Source organism: Leptolyngbya sp. O-77 (assembly GCF_001548395.1).
In the GTDB taxonomy this organism is placed as follows: domain Bacteria; phylum Cyanobacteriota; class Cyanobacteriia; order Elainellales; family Elainellaceae; genus Thermoleptolyngbya.
Window position 1 is genome coordinate 858933 of record NZ_AP017367.1, and the last position, 19682, is coordinate 878614.

General features: G+C 56.7%; 17 protein-coding genes. 8 read left to right on the forward strand and 9 right to left on the reverse strand.

The window, feature by feature from the left end:
* Positions 1 to 30: 30 nt before the first annotated feature.
* Both O77CONTIG1_RS03665 and O77CONTIG1_RS03670 read right to left on the reverse strand, forming a co-directional pair.
* Positions 31 to 978, reverse strand: a complete 948-nt coding sequence (locus tag O77CONTIG1_RS03665; RefSeq protein ID WP_068508156.1) for an NAD-dependent epimerase/dehydratase family protein — start codon at positions 976 to 978, stop codon at positions 31 to 33.
* 242 nt (positions 979 to 1220) lie between these two features.
* The gene (locus tag O77CONTIG1_RS03670) at positions 1221 to 1565 is read right to left on the reverse strand and encodes a hypothetical protein (protein WP_068508157.1); all 345 of its coding nucleotides are present in this window, start codon (positions 1563 to 1565) and stop codon (positions 1221 to 1223) included.
* Between the two features lie 756 nt (positions 1566 to 2321).
* Here O77CONTIG1_RS03670 and typA point away from each other — a divergent pair.
* Positions 2322 to 4112 (forward strand): translational GTPase TypA, encoded by a 1791-nt coding sequence (gene typA, locus O77CONTIG1_RS03675; protein ID WP_068508159.1) that lies wholly within the window; start codon positions 2322 to 2324, stop codon positions 4110 to 4112.
* A gap of 199 nt (positions 4113 to 4311) precedes the next feature.
* Here typA and O77CONTIG1_RS03680 read toward each other — a convergent pair whose 3' ends face one another.
* Both O77CONTIG1_RS03680 and O77CONTIG1_RS26600 read right to left on the reverse strand, forming a co-directional pair.
* The gene (locus O77CONTIG1_RS03680) at positions 4312 to 4800 is read right to left on the reverse strand and encodes a DUF2721 domain-containing protein (RefSeq protein WP_068508162.1); all 489 of its coding nucleotides are present in this window, start codon (positions 4798 to 4800) and stop codon (positions 4312 to 4314) included.
* Positions 4801 to 4837: 37 nt separating this feature from the next.
* A complete protein-coding gene (locus O77CONTIG1_RS26600) occupies positions 4838 to 5680 on the reverse strand; it encodes a cold shock domain-containing protein (RefSeq protein ID WP_068508164.1) in 843 nt (280 codons plus the stop codon).
* A 64-nt stretch (positions 5681 to 5744) separates the two neighbouring features.
* On the opposite strand from O77CONTIG1_RS26600, the gene O77CONTIG1_RS03690 reads away from it, so the two are divergent.
* On the forward strand, positions 5745 to 6245 hold the full coding sequence (locus tag O77CONTIG1_RS03690; RefSeq protein WP_286132523.1) for a GNAT family N-acetyltransferase: 501 nt from the start codon (positions 5745 to 5747) through the stop codon (positions 6243 to 6245).
* 93 nt (positions 6246 to 6338) lie between these two features.
* Here the strand turns inward: O77CONTIG1_RS03690 and O77CONTIG1_RS03695 are convergent, their stop codons facing one another.
* Positions 6339 to 8369: a DNA polymerase III subunit gamma/tau gene (locus O77CONTIG1_RS03695; protein WP_068508166.1), complete on the reverse strand. Its 2031-nt coding sequence runs from the start codon at positions 8367 to 8369 to the stop codon at positions 6339 to 6341.
* Between the two features lie 179 nt (positions 8370 to 8548).
* Between O77CONTIG1_RS03695 and tsaE the strand changes: the two genes are divergently transcribed.
* Positions 8549 to 9043, forward strand: coding sequence for a tRNA (adenosine(37)-N6)-threonylcarbamoyltransferase complex ATPase subunit type 1 TsaE (gene tsaE, locus O77CONTIG1_RS03700; protein WP_068508168.1), 495 nt, complete (start codon positions 8549 to 8551; stop codon positions 9041 to 9043).
* Between the two features lie 505 nt (positions 9044 to 9548).
* Here the strand turns inward: tsaE and O77CONTIG1_RS24145 are convergent.
* The gene (locus O77CONTIG1_RS24145) at positions 9549 to 9701 is read right to left on the reverse strand and encodes a hypothetical protein (protein WP_156434903.1); all 153 of its coding nucleotides are present in this window, start codon (positions 9699 to 9701) and stop codon (positions 9549 to 9551) included.
* An 894-nt stretch (positions 9702 to 10595) separates the two neighbouring features.
* Between O77CONTIG1_RS24145 and O77CONTIG1_RS03705 the strand changes: the two genes are divergently transcribed.
* The 4 genes from O77CONTIG1_RS03705 to psb35 all read left to right on the forward strand — a co-directional run bounded on the left by O77CONTIG1_RS03705 (position 10596) and on the right by psb35 (position 16042).
* Positions 10596 to 12002 (forward strand): glycoside hydrolase 100 family protein, encoded by a 1407-nt coding sequence (locus O77CONTIG1_RS03705; protein ID WP_068508170.1) that lies wholly within the window; start codon positions 10596 to 10598, stop codon positions 12000 to 12002.
* A 56-nt stretch (positions 12003 to 12058) separates the two neighbouring features.
* Positions 12059 to 12532: a nitrate reductase associated protein gene (locus O77CONTIG1_RS03710; protein ID WP_068508173.1), complete on the forward strand. Its 474-nt coding sequence runs from the start codon at positions 12059 to 12061 to the stop codon at positions 12530 to 12532.
* 571 nt (positions 12533 to 13103) lie between these two features.
* On the forward strand, positions 13104 to 15692 hold the full coding sequence (locus tag O77CONTIG1_RS03715; protein ID WP_197673313.1) for a transglycosylase domain-containing protein: 2589 nt from the start codon (positions 13104 to 13106) through the stop codon (positions 15690 to 15692).
* A 161-nt stretch (positions 15693 to 15853) separates the two neighbouring features.
* A complete protein-coding gene (psb35, locus tag O77CONTIG1_RS03720; RefSeq protein WP_068508175.1) occupies positions 15854 to 16042 on the forward strand; it encodes a photosystem II assembly protein Psb35 in 189 nt (62 codons plus the stop codon).
* Between the two features lie 188 nt (positions 16043 to 16230).
* Here the strand turns inward: psb35 and O77CONTIG1_RS03725 are convergent, their stop codons facing one another.
* Both O77CONTIG1_RS03725 and O77CONTIG1_RS03730 read right to left on the reverse strand, forming a co-directional pair.
* Positions 16231 to 16968: a phycobilisome rod-core linker polypeptide gene (locus tag O77CONTIG1_RS03725; protein WP_068508178.1), complete on the reverse strand. Its 738-nt coding sequence runs from the start codon at positions 16966 to 16968 to the stop codon at positions 16231 to 16233.
* Between the two features lie 31 nt (positions 16969 to 16999).
* On the reverse strand, positions 17000 to 17473 hold the full coding sequence (locus O77CONTIG1_RS03730; protein ID WP_068508180.1) for a phycobilisome protein: 474 nt from the start codon (positions 17471 to 17473) through the stop codon (positions 17000 to 17002).
* 305 nt (positions 17474 to 17778) lie between these two features.
* Between O77CONTIG1_RS03730 and O77CONTIG1_RS03735 the strand changes: the two genes are divergently transcribed.
* A complete protein-coding gene (locus O77CONTIG1_RS03735; protein ID WP_068508182.1) occupies positions 17779 to 18684 on the forward strand; it encodes a formylglycine-generating enzyme family protein in 906 nt (301 codons plus the stop codon).
* A 60-nt stretch (positions 18685 to 18744) separates the two neighbouring features.
* On the opposite strand, the gene O77CONTIG1_RS03740 is transcribed toward O77CONTIG1_RS03735, so the two are convergent.
* Positions 18745 to 19656, reverse strand: a complete 912-nt coding sequence (locus O77CONTIG1_RS03740) for an alpha/beta fold hydrolase (RefSeq protein ID WP_068508184.1) — start codon at positions 19654 to 19656, stop codon at positions 18745 to 18747.
* Between the last annotated feature and the right edge of the window lie 26 nt (positions 19657 to 19682).

Here is a 19682-nt window from a genome sequence, read left to right on the forward strand (position 1 = left end):
TCCAATAATCCAGCTTCAGTAATCCTGACCCTAATAAAGCGCCTGAATCCACTCCCACTCCTGCGCCAGCCCTTCTTTTAGAGAAACCTGGGGGGCGTAGCCAAGGAGTTGTCTCGCCTTAGACACGTCGGCGGCGGTGTGGCGGGCATCTCCGGCGGCGTTGCCAACGTGCTTGCGGCGCAGCGGTTTTCCGGTGATTTGCTCGATCGTGTCTAGCACGTCCGTCAGCACAACTCGGCTACCGCCGCCAATGTTAAAGGTTTCGCCGATGGCAGCCTCTACGCTGGCAGCAGCGAGATTGGCGGCGATCGCATCGCTGACAAAGGTAAAATCCCGCGTCTGCTGCCCGTCGCCGTAGATTGAAATCTCGCGGTCTTCCAGCACCGCCTTAAAGAACTTGTGAAACGCCATGTCGCTTCGTTGGCGCGGTCCATAGACCGTGAAATAGCGCAGAATGCTGACGGGCACATTGAAATTTTGGTAATAAAGCTGACACAGATGTTCGCCTGCCAGTTTGGTAATGCCGTAGGGCGAAACAGGCTGTGGACAGAGCGTTTCAGCCGTCGGTAGGGTTTCTGCATTGCCGTAGATCGAAGACGACGAAGCAAACACCAGCCGCTTTAAACTGGGAGCTTGCTTGGCGGCCTCTAGCAAAATCTGCGTGGCGTTGACATTGCGCTCGGTATAGAGGCGAAAGCCCTCGCCCCAGCTTGCCCGCACGCCGGCCTGCGCCGCCTGGTGAAACACCACATCCACGCCTTCAAGCAGCATGGTCCAATTCAGCGTTTGGATGTCGGCTTCGATCAGGTGGAAGTTGGGGTTTTGCTCCGCCGTGGCAATGTTCTTGCGCTTGAGCGCCGGGTCATAGTAGTCGTTAAACTCGTCAATGCCAATGACGCGATCGCCCCGATTGAGCAGCGCCTCCGTCAAATGTGACCCAATGAATCCCGCTGCCCCCGTCACCACACACGTCGCCATACCTGTTGCCCACTCCTCTGGAACCGCCTGCTGTGCTAACCCTGCGCTGCCGTTTCAAAATGCGATGCGCTTTTCGGCAAATCCAGATTCTACACCCCAGCCAGAGGTCTGGAAAGGGCACACTGTGACGGTTTTCCAGGGACGGTTTTCCAGGGACGGTTTTCCAGGGACGGTTTTCCAGGGACGGTTTTCCAGAGCGATTCTGCCCAACTCGTGATCAGACTTATTTCAGACTTATTGCGTTATTGCGGCGGACGGTTTAGCAATGCCTCGAACTCTTGCTGCATCGCCTGCACATTGGCAACCCTAGCCACCAAGACGTTTTCTCGGCCCGCATCTTCGAGCCGCTGCCGCCAGTGGCGCACCTGTTCGCCATTGTTCAGCCAAAAGTTCACCACGCTGTCTACCACAGCATCCAGGTTCCAACCCCGCTTTCGGGGCACCGTTTCCACGGATTCCAGAAATGCATCCAGCGTGCAGCGGTAGGCTCCCAAATACTCTGCGCCTCGGTGGGCGGGGGTGCTGTGCTGGTGGTTAAAAAACGACAGAATGGGCGAAATGCCCACCAGTTCAAATGAGTAGTTCATAGCTACATCTCACCGCTTGTGTAATCTCAGTGCTGATCGGTTAGGCGTATTGATGGGCGCGTTTGTCGAAAAAGTGAGTGCAAACCGTAAATCACTAAACGTAAATCGCTAAAAAAGAAGAAAAAAGTATCAGAGACAACCCCACGAGCGGCTTCAGCAAAAAGCGCGATCGCCCAGTTGGTATGGGATGTAACTGTTTGCCTCCCCCGTAACAACATCTTAAGCATGGGATTTTAATGGCTCTATCCGAGATTCGGAAGGCCCTGGCTAAGCAAGTTCAAAAAACTTTGAAATCCGGCGCTTCGACCTGAAATGCCGTTGGGCTGCGGCCTACGAAAAAGGTGAATGTCTGGTGTATTGGGGATATTTTGCGAGTCGCTTTTGAGGACTGGCTGTGCTCTGGGTGAGATTGGGCAATCTCAGCACAGCGGGGCAAGCAGATTGGGTAACGAATAAGCTAGAATCATTACGGCTTCTTTACATGGAATCTGGCGCTTCGGCAAGAAAAAATTTCTTAAGAGGTAGGAGCCAAGAGGTTAGAGCTAAGAGGCTAGAGGTTAGAGGCGATCGCCCCTGGCACCGAGTCCAGAGCTTTTCCAGCGGCGTTCACTCAGCTTTTGTGCCGATAGTTCCCCATATAAAGATTCCTCAATCCCGCCCGCTGCTCTTTGCTAAACCACCCAGAGAGTGCTGGCACTGCCAGGTTTCAGCCCACCCCATCCACGCATTATTCACTTTCAACCGGGACTTCTCCTTATGACACTGCCGATTCGCAATGTTGCCATCATTGCCCACGTTGACCACGGCAAGACCACGCTGGTAGACGCGCTGCTGAAACAGTCTGGCACCTTTCGAGAAGGCGAAGAAGTCCCCGACTGCGTGATGGACTCCAACGCCCTAGAGCGTGAGCGCGGCATCACCATCCTGGCGAAAAATACTGCCGTTCGCTACAAAGACACGCTGATTAACATCGTGGACACGCCCGGCCACGCCGACTTTGGCGGCGAAGTGGAGCGGGTGCTGGGCATGGTCGATGGTTGCGTGCTGATTGTGGACGCGAACGAAGGCCCGATGCCCCAGACCCGCTTTGTGCTGAAAAAAGCGCTGGAAAAGGGGCTACGTCCGGTGGTTGTGGTGAACAAAATCGACCGTCCCCAGGCAGATCCCTACGGGGCGATTGACAAGGTGTTAGATCTCTTTCTGGAACTGGGCGCAGACGACGACCAGTGCGAGTTTCCCTATCTGTTTGCGTCGGGCTTGAGCGGCTATGCGAAGAAAGACCTGGACGACGATAGCACTGACATGCAGCCCTTGTTTGAGGCAATTTTGGAGCATGTGCCCGCGCCTGTTGGTGACCCGGCCAAGCCGCTCCAGCTTCAGGTAACGACGCTCGACTATTCGGAATATCTCGGTCGCATCGTCATTGGCCGCATCCACAACGGCACGATTCAGGCAGGGCAGCAGGCTGCGCTCGTGACAGAAACGGGGGCGGTGGTCAAGGCGAAAATCAGCAAGCTGCTGGGTTTTGAGGGGCTGAAGCGGGTAGAGCTAGAAAGCGCCACGGCAGGCAATATTGTCGCGGTGGCGGGCTTTGCCGATGCCAACATTGGCGAAACCATCACCGACCCCGAAAATCCTCAGGCGTTGCCGCTGATCAAGGTCGATGAACCAACGCTGCAAATGACCTTCTGGGTCAACGATTCTCCCTTTGCAGGCAAAGAGGGCAAGTTGGTCACGTCTCGCCAAGTGCGCGATCGCCTCATGCGCGAGCTAGAAACCAACGTCGCCCTGCGGGTCGAAGAAACCGACTCGCCCGACAAGTTTGCCGTGTCGGGTCGGGGTGAAATGCACTTGGGCATTTTGATCGAAACGATGCGCCGCGAAGGGTACGAGTTTCAGGTGTCGCAGCCGCAGGTCATCTATCGAGAAGTAAACGGGCAACCCTGCGAGCCGTTTGAACTACTGGTGTTGGATGTGCCGGAAGAGAGCGTCGGCGGCTGTATTGAGCGTCTGGGACAGCGGCGCGGCGAGATGCAGGATATGCGCGTCGGCGGCAATGGTCGCACCCAGTTGGAGTTTGTGATTCCTGCTCGCGGGCTGATCGGCTTCCGGGGCGAATTTATGCGCCTGACTCGCGGCGAAGGCATCATGAGCCACAGCTTTTTGGACTATCGCCCACTGTCGGGTGAGGTGGAAACCCGTCGCAACGGTGTGCTGATTTCCTTTGAAGAGGGCGTGGCTACTTTCTATGCCATGAAAAACGCCGAAGACCGGGGCGTGTTCTTCATCACGCCAGGGACAAAGGTTTACAAAGGGATGATCATCGGCGAACACAATCGCCCCCAAGACCTAGAGCTAAACGTTTGCAAGACCAAACAGTTGACCAACCACCGAGCATCGGGCGGCGATGAACTGGTACAGCTTCAGGCCCCGGTGGAAATGAGCCTGGAGCGGGCGCTGGAATACATCGGCCCGGACGAGCTGCTGGAGGTCACGCCAGAGTCTATCCGCCTGCGAAAGATGGTGAAAAAACTGGCGAAGCGCTAACGCCGCAATGGCCAATAGGCGCTGAGGATCAGAGGTTGGATTGGCAACCGTTTTAGAAACAGAAACCGGAATGAGGCAAGCCTTATTTCGGTTTTTTTACTTCGTGATCCGGGCAGTTGCATCGAGCCTGATGGTCCTGAAATGGCTCACTAGCAATCCAAAATCTAAAGCAATCCAAAATCTAAAATCGATATGGTTCTCAAATTTGGGAAGTTTTTTCGAGTGAGGAAATGCGCCCGACTTCATAGCAGACGGCTCGATGAGATAGGCGGACTTCTCGAATAATTAAAAATACGCCTAAGACCAAGGTTCCAGTTCCCAAGAGGAATAGTCCCAGCGTCAACGTGGCGATCGCCGCTGCATTAGACGCAACCGCCAGGGCGATCGCCAACATACTAATCAGAAACACTAAAACAGCGCTGTAGATCACGATTACCGTTTTCTGTAAAAGGCGGTGATGCTGCGTGAGCAAGGGAATTTGGCGATCGATTTCCTGGAGTCGTTCCATATAAAAATAGTCCTCTTTGGAGCGCAGCAAATTGAGGCGCTCTAGCGCGAGCGATCGCATCGATTGACCAATCGCGGAATAGCGCATCAACACCGCATTTTGAATCAGCGCACAGGCCGTGACTAAAACCACGGGGGCAATGATTAATTGAATGGTTTGGGCAACCTGCTGGGCGTTCATTTCAACCCCTCTAATCCACTACGTTAAGCGAGAGAAATTATGCAGAAGGACTCTCTTTTTGCACATTGCGAGCCGTATCGCCAAAGCGACCTTTCACTAGCTCAAACTGCACCGCTGTTCCTACTGCCAGGGTGCGATACCCTTCGCCAGGAATAGCTGTGAAGTTAAAAAATACGTCCTCTCCCCCGTCGTCTCTGGTGATCATGCCGTTGCCTGATCGCAGGTCAAACCAGCGCACCACGCCGCGTAACACGGGCAGCCCGCTTTCTCCCAGCGGCGGTGCTCCGGTTGCCCAGGTCTGCTGCGGAATGCGAATCTGCCTTACCTCCGGCGCATCATAGGCTTCGTAGCGATAGTCCACGCGGGTCTGCATGATGGCGCGGAGATCTTGCCGTAGTTCCTCTAGTGTGGGCCGTCCCACAAAAAACCAGCCATTGTAAAGGCTGTAAATCGTCAGATCGGGCCGCAGCACGAAGGTATAAGGCTGCGGGCGATAGGCATATTCGCCTTCGGTTTCGTCCAGAATATTGATTTGCCGCAAGAGCGATCGCCCTTCATCGCAGAGAAACGGCCACTGCGCCCCCAGCCCTGCCCGAAACGCCGCCTGCACAATGGGCGGATCGACAGACACTGTGGCCAGCTTGCAATAGTTCACCGCCAGTTCGCCCTGAAACTGCACTAGTTGAGGCAACTGCTGGCGATCGCGCGGACAAAAGAACCCCCGATAAAACACCAGAATCAGCGGGTAGCCGTCTGTAAAGCCCAGATAGTGATCGACCAGCCCCGGCTGCGTCAGGCTGGAAAGCTGGACGGATTCACCGTCCTGGTTGGGCAGGGTTACGTCGGGAAAGCGATCGCCCACTGCGAGGTTTGTCGTCATAGCTGCGGCCCACGGCAGATGGAGCCCTCATGCTCACATACCGCTTCAGCCCTAGAATGAGGAAATGCTGAGCGTTTTTCCTAAAGCTCAAAAGCCTGACGGGAACCGCACTGCACCGATCGAAACCCGCTTCAGAAATATGCCTAACATTGCGATCGCCACGTCTGATGCCGACCTGTTGCGGTGCTTTCCGGTGATGCTGGAGCTGCGGCCGCATTTGCTCGAATCTGAATTTGTAAACCAGGTTCAGCGGCAAGCGCAGCAAGGCTTTCGGCTTGCCTACCTGAGCGAAGGAGACGACGTAAAAGCGGTTGCCGGATTTCGCCTGACGGAATCGCTGTCTGCCGGGCCGTTTCTCTATGTGGATGACCTGATCACCACCGAGTCGGCCCGCTCCAAAGGCTATGGTGAGGCGCTGTTTGGCTGGCTGGTAGACTACGCCCGCGCCCACGGCTGCCGATCGATGGAGCTAGATTCGGGGGTACAGCGGTTTGCAGCCCATCGGTTTTATCTGCGCCAGCGAATGGCGATCGTCGCGCATCATTTTTCCCTGCCGCTTATGTAACCGCTGGCATAACTTAGAAATCGCTAAAAGAAATCGCTAAAAGAAATTGCCAAAAGAAATCGCCAAAATCGCCCGCTAAAACGCAATCGCCCGCTAAAACGGTACATCGTCATCCTCTTCTGCTGCGTCGGTTTCCCCAACATCTGCACTGCTTGCGCCTGGTAGCTCTCCGTCCAGATTGACCAGTTGCCCGTTAAACATTTGCGCCAGGCTCTTGGCCGCCCGCAGCACCTCGTCCTCCGCTTCCCAGGTCGGGATGGGCGGTGGCGAAGGGGGCGCGTCGGTCGATGCTGGGGATGGGGCGATCGCCGGAGCAGGGCGACTGGGTTCGGGGGCAATAGGTGGAGAAACCGGGGCGACTGGAACTGCTGGGGCCGGCGCAGACGTTTGGGGCGGTGTTGCGGGTACAGGGGGCGCAGGGGGCGCACTGTCAGGGCTGGTCACGGCAAAGGCTTCGCTGCCTCCAGCCACCTCCAGCGTCACGCGAATCGTCTCATTCTGGAGCTTAGCAAACGCCGCTTCGATGTTCGGCAGCTTGCTCTTTGCCATGTTGAACAAGGGCTGCGAGTTTACACCAATCCGCGCCGTTTGCCCGTCAAACCCCAGCAAGCGACACTGCTGCCGCAGCAAGATGGCGGTTGAGGGCGGGTGCATCAGGCTGAGTACATCTTGCCAGATTTGGGCGAGGTCGAGGGAGGGTGGAGAAGGGGCGAGGGGGGGAGAGGGAGAGGAGGCTTGGGTGTTGGGGTATTGGGGTGTTGGGGTGAGATGTTCTGTCACGCCTGCCTGACCCCTGACTCCTGACCCCTGACCCCTAACAGAGGGGGTGTTGGGGTGTTGGGGTGTTGGGGTAGAGATGGGTGGCGCAGCAGGACTTTGGGTGGGTGCTGCGCTGGGGGCGGCCGCTGAGGAAGTTGCCGCAGATACCGAATCAGCAGGTGCGACAGAAACGGGCGCAGGAGAAACGGGCGCAGGAGAAAGGGGTGCGGGGGCAGCCATTCTGGGCACAGCGCTTCCCGCAGGCGACACGGGCACCGCCGAGGGCAGCAGCCCCATCAGCGACACCTCCAGCCAGAGGCGCGGCTGGCTGCTCTGGCGCAGGCGCGACTCGTTTTCCTGCAAGCGCTGCTGCCCCTGTTGCAGCATCTCGATGGGCAGCGATGCAACAAACTCGCACATTTCTGCCCAAGTGTTGGGCGTAATGGCAACCAAGTCGCTACGGCCGGGTGCGGTTTTGGCAATTAGCAGATCGCGGTAAAAGCTGGTCAGGTTTTGCAGCACCACCAGCGGCTCTCGTCCCCGATCCATCAGGCGGCGGGCGCTGTCGAGGACGGGGGCGGGCTGGTCGGCGGCGATCGCCTTCACCAGATCCAGCAAGTCCCGCTCTGGCACAGCACCCACCAGATCCCACACTTTTTCCGTGGAAATTTCGCCCTCCAGCAGGCTGAGCTGGTCAAGCAGGCTCTCGGCATCGCGCAGCCCACCCTGAGAAATTTGCCCCACCAGATGCAGCGCCTCCGGCGTGATGGGGATAGACTCAGCCTGGGCGATCGCCCCCAGATGCGTCACCATTGCCTCCAGCGGAATGCGGCGAAAGTCAAACCGCTGGCAGCGCGAAATAATCGTCGGCAGCACCCGCTGCGGGTCGGTCGTCGCCAACACAAACACCACATGGGGCGGCGGCTCCTCCAGCGTCTTCAGCAGAGCATTAAACGCCGCATTGCTGAGCATGTGGCATTCATCGACAACATATACCTTGTAGCGACACTGCACCGGGGCAAACTGGGCCCGCTCGATCAGTTCACGAATGTTATCAACCCCTGTGTTACTGGCAGCATCGATTTCGATCACATCTAGCGCAGTGCCCTGGGCCACCATGCGGCAGACTTCACACTGACCGCAGGGTTTCTCGGTGGGCTGCTCGGCTTTCAGGCAGTTCAGCGATTTTGCCAAAATTCGGGCGCTGGAGGTTTTGCCCGTACCGCGTGCCCCAGTGAACAGGTACGCTGGGGCGATCTTTTGCTGGCGCAGGGCGTTGGTCAGCGTAGCGGCGATCGCCTCTTGCCCCACCAGCTCCGAAAACGTTTGGGGACGATACTTGTGATGCAGCGGTTCGTAGGTCACGATAGCAAGGGGGGAACGCTCTTACTATTCTAAGGAGTCTGAGTTCTAGAGCGGCAGCGAATGAAGAGAACCCGTTTCAATCTGCACCTCGCATAATAGGTTGCAGGCGCTGTCAAAATTCTACAAATTTCGATTTGTCGCCGTATTTATCGCCGTATCTATCACCGCTGCGGTTCGTCATGGCTGCCCAACTGTTGCCCTTTACTCTCGACCTGCCCAATGCCGCTGCAACCCAGCGATTGGGAGAACTTTTGGGGCGATCGCTCCCAGCAGGCAGCATTCTGCTTTTGGAGGGCGACCTCGGTGCAGGCAAGACCACCCTCGTCCAGGGCATTGGGTTGGGCTTAGGCATTTCAGACCCCATCGTCAGCCCGACTTTTACACTGGTCAATGAATACACCGAAGGGCGCATCCCGCTCTATCACATGGATTTATATCGACTGGAGCCAGCAGAGATAGAAGCGCTGTATTTAGACCAGTACTGGGCGGGGCAAGATTTGCCGTTGGGCATTGTCGCTATTGAATGGGCCGAGCGCCTGATTGCTATGCCCACGCCAAGCCTCCATCTGGCGCTCCAGACCTCGGCCTCCGCCAAACGACGGGCCCATCTCACTTCTGCTGGAGAATTTAACTGGACGACCTACCTGAGGAATCTACCGGAGCAGTTTACCTGAACCACAAGCCCAGACTTCATGGCAAATTGCATAAAGCTTTTACAGAAGGTTCCAATTTTGTATTGGTTTTGTGGCCTTAACGGTTCATTTAGTTAAAAGGGCTACTAAAATATTATCTTAGACATATCGAGATTCTGCGTAGGGCATTCCTTGTGGAAAGCCCTGCTTTGCACTTCACCTGATGATTCTCAGTGCGCCCTTTTGCGGGGGACGGGTTCGATATATCCGCCGTTTGGCCGATGTCTATCGGATTCTCAAAGGGGGAAATGAGGGATAGGTGGAGTGATTCACTAAGCCTGTGAGCCAACGGAGTCTGCGTGAGCTTCTGAGGGCGACCTGAACCGGCACCACGCCTAAGCTTCAGGATGCCGACCTAGATGCTAGTATACTTCCAAACCACGGTGTAGGGTGCATCTCTCGCCTCCTAAGAAAAACTTACTTATGCTATCTCTGTAAAGTTGACGCTAAGATCGCCGCAAAAGAGCGATCGCAGTGTTTGAGTTTGCTAGGTCAGTAGCGTTAGTTCAGTCGTGGGTTGGGCTTTGGTACAAACTGCCAGGGCTGTTATCCACTTGCTGAGGATGGGGTTGGTTAGCGATACAGGGCGCATTGCGCGATCGCCCAGGTTCCAGAAGCGGGCTTCGGAGAATCCTCTCAACGCTTGTTTCTGCTAACTGAAGGCTGGGTAGCGATGAGGCCGCGTAACGCTTTCGAGCCAAAATCTGAGGCTCTTTACTGATTGTTAGGGCTACGTTAAACGCTGTAGAGTTGCTGACTGAGGCAACCGCCTTTAAGCTAGGTCAAATGGTCGTTTTTGTAGACCCCTTGCGAGGCTACAGCTTCGTCCTTTGTTTGCCATAGGCTTTGCGGCATTGCGGAAGTCTGAGTCCAGCTTCTTTCCTTATGGAACACATTTTTAAGGAGCTTTGAGGAGTACACATTCTTACAGCAATGTGTCTCTCGAGAGCCTGTGTTCCCGAAAACTGTGTTTTCACAAACCTGGTTTTCGCAAGCACGTTTCCTCGAGCGTGTTCTTGAAAACCTATGAGTTCGCCTGTCGCTCCTAGAAATCTGGGTGCTTTTAGAGCGCTCAAAAGCCAAGGGGTTGTTTGTTTATAAGCGCCCTGACCGCTTGCTGTTTCTGAACTTTGGATTGCTGAGTCTGTCTGTTTGGGTCGGGTCTGCGACGCGTCTGGGACAACATTCTAGTCCACAGGGTCACGCAAGGCTGCCTTGGCTGAATGCCTGGGGGGCGATCGCCCGAAAACCGATCCCACCTCACCGCATCTGGCTAGGCACATCGGGGGATGCTTTTTGTCATCAAATTCCTGTGCAATGGAAAAAGCGTCTTAATCCCCACAACTCTGCCGACCCAGCGCTGACGGAATCTGACGGCTAAAGTTCAGAGCGCTGGCTCCTTTGTATTTCTAGGATTGGTCTTAGCCGTGCATCTTCAGCCGTGCATCTTAATTAGCTAGCTAGTTTAACGAGCTGCATTGTTTCCGTTGGTTCACCTTCTAAATCCTTCTTTAAGCCACTTGCAGGTTAGGCAATGAAGACTACGACAAATCTTGTAACAGAAGCCTGGCAACTCCTGGAGCGGTCGATTGTGTACTATGGCGATCGCCCCGTCGGCACCGTAGCAGCTTGCGACCCCAGCGTCGAAGCCCTGAACTACGATCAGTGCTTCGTTCGGGATTTTGTGTCCTCAGCACTGGTGTTTCTTACCCACGGCCGCCCCGAAATCGTCCGCAACTTTTTGGTGGAAACGCTGGCGCTCCAAAGCGGCGAGAAGCAGATGGATTACTTCTATGCCGGTCGAGGATTAATGCCCGCCAGCTTTAAGGTCGTCACCGCCGAAGGAAAGCAATACCTCGTGGCAGATTTCGGTGAACACGCTATTGGTCGTGTCACGCCCGTCGATTCCTGCCTCTGGTGGATTATTCTGCTGCGGGCCTATGTCAAGGCAACAGGCGACCTGGATCTGGCCCACCAGCCGGAGTTTCAGCAGGGCATCCTGTGGATTCTCAAGCTCTGCATGGCCGATCGCTTCGACATGTACCCCACCATGCTCGTCCCCGATGGCGCGTTCATGATCGACCGCCGCATGGGTGTAGACGGGCATCCGTTGGAAATTCAAACCCTGTTCTACGCGGCGCTAATGTCAGCCCGGGAACTGCTGGCTCCCGGCCCGCGCAACGATATCCATATCCAGATCATCAACCAGCGCCTCAGCATTTTGAACTACCACATGCGCCAGTATTACTGGCTGGATGCGCGGCGGTTGAACACGATCTATCGCTATCACGGCGAAGAATTTGGCGAGGGCGCAGTCAACAAGTTCAATATCTATCCCGATTCAATTCCCGAATGGACATTCGACTGGATGCCCGACGAAGGCGGCTACCTAGCAGGCAACTTGGGCCCAGCCCGGCTAGACTTCCGCTTTTTTGCCCTGGGCAACCTGATGGCCGTCATCTCCTCGCTAACCAACACCGAAGAATCGCAGCAGGTGATGAACCTGATCGAGCAGCGCTGGGATGACCTGGTAGGGCAAATGCCGATGAAGATTTGCTATCCTGCCGTCGTCGATCAGGAGTGGAAAATTCTGACGGGCTGCGACCCGAAGAACGTGCCCTGGTCGTATCACAATGGCGGCAGTTGGCCGATGCTGCTGTGGCTGATGGCGGCAGCCTGCCAAAAGACGGGACGCACGGATCTGTGTCGCCGAGCGATGGCCATTGCCGAACGCCGCCTCAGCGAAGACGAGTGGCCAGAGTATTATGACGGCAAGGCCGGACGCTACGTGGGCAAGGCCTCGCGGAAGTATCAAACCTGGACGATTGCAGGCTATTTGCTGGCGCAAGATTTTCTGGACAACCCTAGCCATCTTGATCTAATCTGCTTTGACGAAGATCCGCAGTTTTTTGACTGGATGTATCGTCTGCAAGAGTTCTAGCCGGCCCCAAGGCGGCGGCTTGATGCAGCTACAGACCTGACAAGGGGGCTATACGGTTGACTCAGGTTTTCCAATTTGAGCAGGATTTTGCCGATTCGCTGCGGTGCGTGCCCATGCGCGTCCGTTATAACCTCGACACCTGTGGGATAAAGCTGAAGCTGGCCCATTGGCACGCGCTGCCCTGGGGCGATCGCCAACTGCTGCTCGACTTGCCCTGCCAAAGCGAGGCAGAAATAGCCGCCTATCGCCAGCGGGTGTATAACCTGGTAGCGGCCCAAGGGGGCGATCGCCCAGCCGATTTGCCCCTTGATCCGCAGCCCGCCTGGCTCAATGCACACCAAATTCCCGACTCGGTGCAGCAGCAGGGGCAGCGCGTGGGTGTGTGCCTCACAACTGAACAGTGGAGCCGCCTCGATCCGCTCCAGCGGTTTGCGCTGATCAAGCTCAGCCAGTCTAGCCATGAACATCAAAATTTTCTGCCTGCGCTGCGAGAATTTGGCGTGCTAGAGAGCGCTGGGTCAGAGGCATAGCGGCTGATTGAGGGCGATCGCTGGGCAAAGCACATGGGAAAGCGCAGGGGAAAGCACTGGGGCGAGTTTCTTGTAAATCCACCGTTGCATAACTGTCACAAAGGTTCATAGACCCCGATTTTTAGGTTAAGCTTTTGTTTGATTCATTTCTTTGGTTCGATAGATTGAAGTTGTCCTATTGCTGATGGCAAAGCAATAGTCAGCTTTCTAGGCTCAACTGTGTTCTGTGGGCTGGTTTTTATCGTTAATCGATAGATCTGGACTTATGGGTTATCTCCAGGCGCGATCGCAGACGATTGGCGCTTATGTAGGTAACAATGTCGTAGCAGGTCGTAGCAGTGTCATAGCAGTTCGCAACGTTATAGCAGTTCGCAACGTTATAGCAGTTCATAGCAGCAGGTTACGGCGTTAGGGTATAGCGGTGGCGGGGGCAACAATCTCAGGATTTGTGGTTTTGCAAATCTTCTAGGTCTGGCCCAGCGCCACGATTGCAACCAGAGCAGTTCGATGAGTCCAAATCGGTCTTTTCCAAATTTGCTCTGTCTGTGCGGTTTCAGTGGGGAGAGTTAGCGTGACAGGTTTCTTTGATCGAGTTCAGGGCTGGGTCAAGCCAGAGGGCGATGCGCTACACAGCGGCAAGGACGACCGTCTGGCTCAAGCCTCAAGCGGCTTGGGTGTCCCGTTTGCAGACGACACTTCGACGCAGGACACGCCAGCCGATCTGCCTGTAGAAGCCTCCACTCAGGCTCCTGCGGATGCGGCGGTGCCCGTTTCTCCACCCCAGCCCGACCCGGCACTCGTGGAATGGTCAAAACCCAACCCTGATCCGGAGCCGCCTAAGCGATCGCCCCGTCGGTTCTATCAGGCCTGGTATGCCTGGGTGGTGATGGCGGCTCTGGCGGGTGCAGGTGGTTTTGGTATGGCGGCCATCGATACGGTGCGCCAGATCCAGAGCGAGCTACCCGACCCAGAAGACGCACTGACCTATACCCGCGATGGCTCGATGACCATCAAGGCGGCCGATGGCACGGTGCTGCAACAGCTTGGGCCCGCGACGCGAGAGGCGCTCTCGCTCGACCAGATCCCAGAGACGATGATTAACGCCTTCATCGCTGCTGAGGACAAAAAGTTTTATGAACACAATGGTGTCGATTATCGGGCGATCGCCCGCGCTGCGTTGGCAAACCTGTCAGCCGGTGAGGTGGTCGAAGGAGCCAGCACCATCACCCAGCAGGTGACGCGGATCGTGTTTCTGGGGCAGGAACGCACCCTCGACCGTAAGTTTCGAGAAGCGCTGATGGCGCACAAAATGGAAAACGAGCTAACCAAGGATCAAATCTTGGAGCGCTACCTGAATCTGGTCTATTTAGGTTCGGGCGCGTATGGCGTGGGCGATGCCGCCTGGATTTATTTCAGCAAGCCGATTGACCAGCTTTCACTATCTGAGATGGCCATGATTGCTGGACTGGCCCCTGCCCCCAGCGAATACTCGCCGCTGGTGAATCCCGATTTGGCCCGCAGCCGCCGCGATATTGTGCTGGAGCGAATGTATGAGTCTGGATTCATTACCGCCGCAGAACTGGCGGAGGCAAAGGCAGCAGAAATTGAGCTAACGCCCAGCCAGCCCCGTAATCTCATTAGCCAAACGCCCCACTTTACCTCCTACATCCTCCAGCAAGAACTGCCTCAGCGCGTTAGCCCGGAGGTGTTGGAAGTGGGCGGATTGACTATCGAGACGACGCTGAATCCCAAGTGGCAAGCTATTGCTCAGGAAACGGTTGCCAAAGCCGTCGAGCGCTATGGACGATGGGAGCGGTTTTCTGAGGCGGCTTTGGTATCTATCGACCCCCGCACAGGCGAAATCAAAGCGCTGGTTGGCGGAAAAGACCTGGTTGCGGGTCAGTTTAACCGAGCAACCCAGGCGCAACGACAGCCCGGATCGACCTTTAAGGCGTTTGTCTATACAGCGGCGATCGCTGCCGGACTCTCCCCCTACAAGAGCTATCTGGACTCCAAGTTCATCGTTGATGGCTACGAGGTCAAAAACTACAGCGAGCGGCACTCTGGCAACATGTCCATGCGGGATGCGCTGGCCCGTTCCATCAACGTCATCGCAGTCAAGGTGCTGCTGGATGCGGGGTTTGATCCGGTGATGGAAATTTCTAAGCGCATGGGCATTCAGTCCAAGCTGATTCCTGCCTACTCGCTGGCGCTGGGCACGCTGGAGGTCAACCTGCTGGAACTCACCAGCGCCTATGGCACTCTCGCTGCTCAAGGAAAGCACATCGAGCCACACGGCATCACGCGAATTATCGACCGCTTTGGCAACGTGATTTACGAGGCAAACTTCACGCCAGAGCAGGCCGTAGATACCGACAGCGCCAATATCATGACCTGGATGCTGCGGGGCGTGGTGAATGGCGGTACAGGCGGCAACGCAGCACTGCGGGGCCGACCCGTCGCTGGCAAAACGGGAACCACCGATGCCAAGCGCGACCTCTGGTTCATCGGCTATATTCCTCAACTGGTGACGGGGGTATGGCTGGGCAATGACAATAATCGCCCGACGGCAGGAGCCAGCAGCACGGCCGCCCTCGTATGGCGCAACTATATGGCGCAGGCAACCGAGGGAATGCCGGTTGAGTCGTTCCCCCAGCCCAACCTGCGCGGCGATCGCAAAGGTTCCATCAAGGCGGAGCGAATTCGCCCCCGGAGAATGTTCGTTGGCCCGGCAACCGGAGGTGACTCGGAGGGAGAATCTTCTGGTTCAAGCAGCCGCTCTCGCAGTCGATCCGAGGACACAGCACCCGCGCGATCGCCCAGTTCTCCTGCGGCTCGCGAAGCCTCCCCAGACACCCGTTCCGAGCCTCGCAAGATTCGCAACAGTGACCCTATGCAGTCGGCCCCATCGTCTCCCGCAGAGCCGCCGCCTGCTCGTCCGCAGTCTCCATCTGCCCCTGCCGAACCAGAGCCGCGTCCTGAACCCGTGCGGGTCGAGCGTCCCCAACCGGAACCTGTGGAAGCCCGTCCAGCGCCAGCGCCACCGCCAGCGCCACCGCCTGAGCGCCCTGCCCTGCCCCCTCGCCTAGAGCGGCCTCGCTCCGAGCCTGCGGCCCCGGCTCCGGCCCCGGCAGAAGCGCCCCCTCCTGCAACAGAGTAATTCCTGAAGGAACCCATACCTTGCAGAAAGCTGCGGAGAAACACCCGATGGGGCTTTTCACATCGTTGCCCCCGATCAGCCCTTGCCCAGAAACAGTGGTGTGAGGGGCCGATTCTACGGAATGATAATTTTAGGAATCTAAAATACTTGGAGCGTCGGTTATGGTGCTGTTGATGGATGTAGCCGCAGGTGGCGGTTTTCCAGTGTGGTTTACGGTAGTCTACGTGGTGGGGTTTATTGCGGCCGTCACCATCGGCTCGATCGCCTGGTATAACTCGAAGCGGCCGCCGGGTTGGGAAGCCAAGGAGCGCCCAGACATCGTTCCGAAGATCGACGAAGACCCCAAGTAGACGCGGAAAAGGTAAAGGATTAATTAGTAAAGATTGCTGAGAAGGGTTGCTGAGAAGGGTTGCTGAGTTCGATCGGAAATTCAATAAAAAATGGGATACAACAAAAAATGGGATACAACGGCATCACCGCTATACCCCACTGTGTTCGCTGTAGTAGCTGCTCCAATGAACGGCGGAAGGGCCAGATCTCAACTCAGGATTGCCTGCTGGAGGGCTTTTCTTTGCTGCGGCGAGAGAGAGGCGACCAGTTCCCGAACCGTAGCCGTGTCTAGTTCCTGATTGTCTCCTCTAAGCAGCGCCAGGAAGGAGTCTGGCAAGTGGTCGGCAATCCCTGGTAGCGGCGGCTCTAGGGCTTCGTCAGCTTCTGGGTGGCGGCATACGCCTGTGTCGCAGTTTAGCCCTAGCTCGTGCCAGATGAGGGTTGGCACAGCGTTGCCCCGTCGTCCTGCGTATTCCTGATTTAGCACATGGGTTTCCAGGTAGGCTTTGGGCGATTCGTAGCACGACTGGGCGCGGGCATGGGGAATCGTGAACCCACCAAACGCCTTGCGATATTCTTCTGAGTCGAGCAGCGTGGAAATTAGCCCTGTTGCGCCCTGTCGGGCCAGAATGTTGCCATAGTGCTGCATTTCTTCGTGGTTGAGCAGCGCCCGCCCCAAGAAATGCTTCAGACAGCGCTCTATAAATTTGTAGTTAGACGTGTTGAAGTAAAAGGCGTTGAGATATACCTCGGACTGTCCCAGTTCGCGCAGAAACCGCCGTACCCCGATCCGGTTGGCCAGAAAGTCCTTTTCCAACCGTCCCAAGATTCGCCGTTCATAGCTGTAGGGCTGGCGTTCGAGGACTTGCCGATAGATTTGCTGGAGGGCGGCTTCGCGCTCGGTCTGAGAGGAATTGGGATGAATCGAAATGGGTGTGTGTTGCATAGCGACCTCTGGAATGACCTCTAGACGTAGGCTAGGCGTGGGATTGCAGCGCCAGAACAACGCTATCCAGGTACGGAGAAATGAGCGTATTGGCGGCGGGCGAGAGGTTGGCGGCGATCGCCTCCTGGAGATAGCGATAGGCCGTGGCGCAGTGGCTATGGCGCTTGTGGGCCATCAGGATGGTGTCGAGCCAAGACATCATCTGCTCTTTGAAAAATGTTTCGTCATCGCGCAGCACTGAGAGGGCAATGTAGCGAACGACTTCGGTCATGTCGTATAAACAGCGCTGTCCATGCTGCTGGATTAGCTCTGGGTGCACCTGCGCCAGCTTCTTGAGCGCCTGGTGAATCATTGGCGTGCTGCGATCGCGCAATTGCTGATAGGCATCTAGCCGGGTCTGATAGGTTTGCACGTAGGCACTCAGGGTTTGCAGTCCTTGCTGATCCAGATAAGTGCCATCAGCGTTTCGCAAACTTCGATCTAGGGTGTGGCTAAGGGTGAGCATAGGACAAAGACCATGCGATGGAGACGAGTGGGAAAAGGCGGATGGCGATCGCCCTGCACCCTCTCAACCGCTGCGGCGCTGAGCAACTTGCCATCCTTAGGATCAGACTGCCCACTCCGCAAAACAGCCCCCCACAAAGATGTATTTCTTAATACATCCCGGTGCGGGTTCAACGGTTTGGGGGCTGGAATTGTCTGGGAAATCCGGAGTGAGTGTCCAGTTTGCAAAAGCGCGGCTGGGAGAGCCGGAGAGCGGTTCGATGCACCGTATGATGAGGGGTGTAAAGCAATCAACCCCAGTCATCGATGTTCAATCAGAGTACACCGGAACTAATGCCGGTGGAGTTTGAAGTGCTGACCCTATTGCCGACTGGCGAAGTGGGCGATCGCCGCACGGGTCGAGCCAAGCTCTGGAAAGAATCTCTGGCTGCGGGCGTAGCGCTGGAGATGGTGATTTTGCCGGGAGGCCCGTTTACGATGGGCGCACCCAGAGAAGAGGAGGGCTGGCATCCTTCGCAGTTTCCCCAGCATTTGGTTACGCTGCGACCTTTTTCCTTGAGCAAATATCCCGTGACGCAGGCCCAGTGGCGAGCCGTAGCGGCGCTGCCTGTGGTAGGGCGATCGCTCGACCCAGATCCCGCCCATTTCAAAGGCGATTACCATCCGGTGGAGCAGGTGTCGTGGCTGGAGGCGGTGGAATTTTGCGATCGCCTCACCGCGCACACGGGCCGTCCCTACCGCCTGCCCAGCGAGGCCGAGTGGGAATACGCCTGTCGCGGCGGCACAGAGACTCCTTTTCACGTCGGCGAAACCCTTACCACCGACCTGGCAAATTACTCCGGAGTGGACTGGGAGTATCAGGGGCGACTGTGCAACCGGGGCAGCTACGGGCAGGGGCCCCAGGGCGAAGACCGCCGCGAGACCTTGCCTGTGGGCTATTTTGCCCATGCCAATGCCTTTGGACTCTGCGACCTGCATGGCAATGTGCGCGAGTGGTGTCAGGATACCTGGCATGACACCTACGCCGATGCGCCGACAGACGGAACCGCGTGGGGAAACGGGCGCGACCCCAAACGGCGCATACTGCGGGGCGGCTCCTGGAACGTGGGGCCCCGCAGTTGTCGCTCTGCTTTTCGGTCGCGGGCCGAGGGCGATCGCGGCCTGTATGACATTGGTTTTCGGGTCGCCTGCGGCTGGGACGGGTTTGCTTGAGGTTTTCCTGAGGTTTTCCTGAGGTTTTCCTGAGCTTCTACATCCCGGCAAGTAGCAGGCCTATGCGGGATATGGCTGCCGCAAAAAGTTGAGCAGTTCGCGGTTGACCGTCTGGGGCACTTCCTGCTGAATCCAGTGGCCACAGTCGGCGATGCGAGTCAGGCGCAGCGGCGCTTTGACTAGGGCATCCAGGTTTTCCAAAAGGGACTGGTTCAGGAAATGGTCGTCTTCACCCCACAAAACGAGGGTGGGCACGGTGACGGGCAGGGGCGATCGCCCCCATTCGCGCATCAGCCGTCGGGGCGACAGCAGTTGTCGATAGTAATTGATCGCTGCCGTCAGTACGCCGGGTTTCTCTAGCGCGGCCTGATAAATGTCCATATCTCGACGGCTAAAGGCTCCCTTGCGGACGCAGAATTCCTGCATCGCTGTGGTCACAAAGTTTCGCAGGTTTTGGCGAATTAGCCATTCCGGCAGCCCCGGCACCTGAAACGCCAGCATGTACCAACTCCGCCGCAGTTGATCGAAATTGCTCGACATCTCCTGCATCAGACGGTGCGGATGGGGCGCGTTCAGAATTGCCAGCCGATGCAGCCGCTGGGGAACGGTCTGCGCCAAGTGCCAGGCGATCGCCCCGCCCCAGTCGTGCCCAACGATATGCGCCTTTAGATAGCCCAGGTTCTCAATAATGCCCTGGATGTCGGCGCTGAGCGTGTCCAGGTCGTAGCCCGCGCTGGGCTTATCGGAATCGTTGTAGCCGCGCAGATCCGGCACGACGACTTTGAAATGTTTTGCCAGTGCTGGAATCTGGTGCCGCCAGGAATACCAGAACTCCGGAAACCCATGCAGCAACACCACTAGTTCGCCCTCTCCCTGCGTCACGCAGTGCAGACGGATGCGGTTGGTTTCAATAAAGCAGTGCTGCCAGCCATTGGTTTCGGGCGATCGCGAAGCGGAAAAATCGAGGGTCATGGAACGCTGCGTAGCGGAGATTACAA

Bases quoted from the DNA above. Each gene is read 5' to 3' on its own strand.
- O77CONTIG1_RS03665 (WP_068508156.1), bottom strand. From the start codon at position 978: ATGGCGACGTGTGTGGTGACGGGGGCAGCGGGATTCATTGGGTCACAT.
- O77CONTIG1_RS03670 (WP_068508157.1), bottom strand. From the start codon at position 1,565: ATGAACTACTCATTTGAACTGGTGGGCATTTCGCCCATTCTGTCGTTT.
- typA (WP_068508159.1), top strand. From the start codon at position 2,322: ATGACACTGCCGATTCGCAATGTTGCCATCATTGCCCACGTTGACCAC.
- O77CONTIG1_RS03680 (WP_068508162.1), bottom strand. From the start codon at position 4,800: ATGAACGCCCAGCAGGTTGCCCAAACCATTCAATTAATCATTGCCCCC.
- O77CONTIG1_RS26600 (WP_068508164.1), bottom strand. From the start codon at position 5,680: ATGACGACAAACCTCGCAGTGGGCGATCGCTTTCCCGACGTAACCCTG.
- O77CONTIG1_RS03690 (WP_286132523.1), top strand. From the start codon at position 5,745: ATGCTGAGCGTTTTTCCTAAAGCTCAAAAGCCTGACGGGAACCGCACT.
- tsaE (WP_068508168.1), top strand. From the start codon at position 8,549: ATGGCTGCCCAACTGTTGCCCTTTACTCTCGACCTGCCCAATGCCGCT.
- O77CONTIG1_RS03705 (WP_068508170.1), top strand. From the start codon at position 10,596: ATGAAGACTACGACAAATCTTGTAACAGAAGCCTGGCAACTCCTGGAG.
- psb35 (WP_068508175.1), top strand. From the start codon at position 15,854: ATGGTGCTGTTGATGGATGTAGCCGCAGGTGGCGGTTTTCCAGTGTGG.
- O77CONTIG1_RS03725 (WP_068508178.1), bottom strand. From the start codon at position 16,968: ATGCAACACACACCCATTTCGATTCATCCCAATTCCTCTCAGACCGAG.
- O77CONTIG1_RS03730 (WP_068508180.1), bottom strand. From the start codon at position 17,473: ATGCTCACCCTTAGCCACACCCTAGATCGAAGTTTGCGAAACGCTGAT.
- O77CONTIG1_RS03735 (WP_068508182.1), top strand. From the start codon at position 17,779: ATGTTCAATCAGAGTACACCGGAACTAATGCCGGTGGAGTTTGAAGTG.
- O77CONTIG1_RS03740 (WP_068508184.1), bottom strand. From the start codon at position 19,656: ATGACCCTCGATTTTTCCGCTTCGCGATCGCCCGAAACCAATGGCTGG.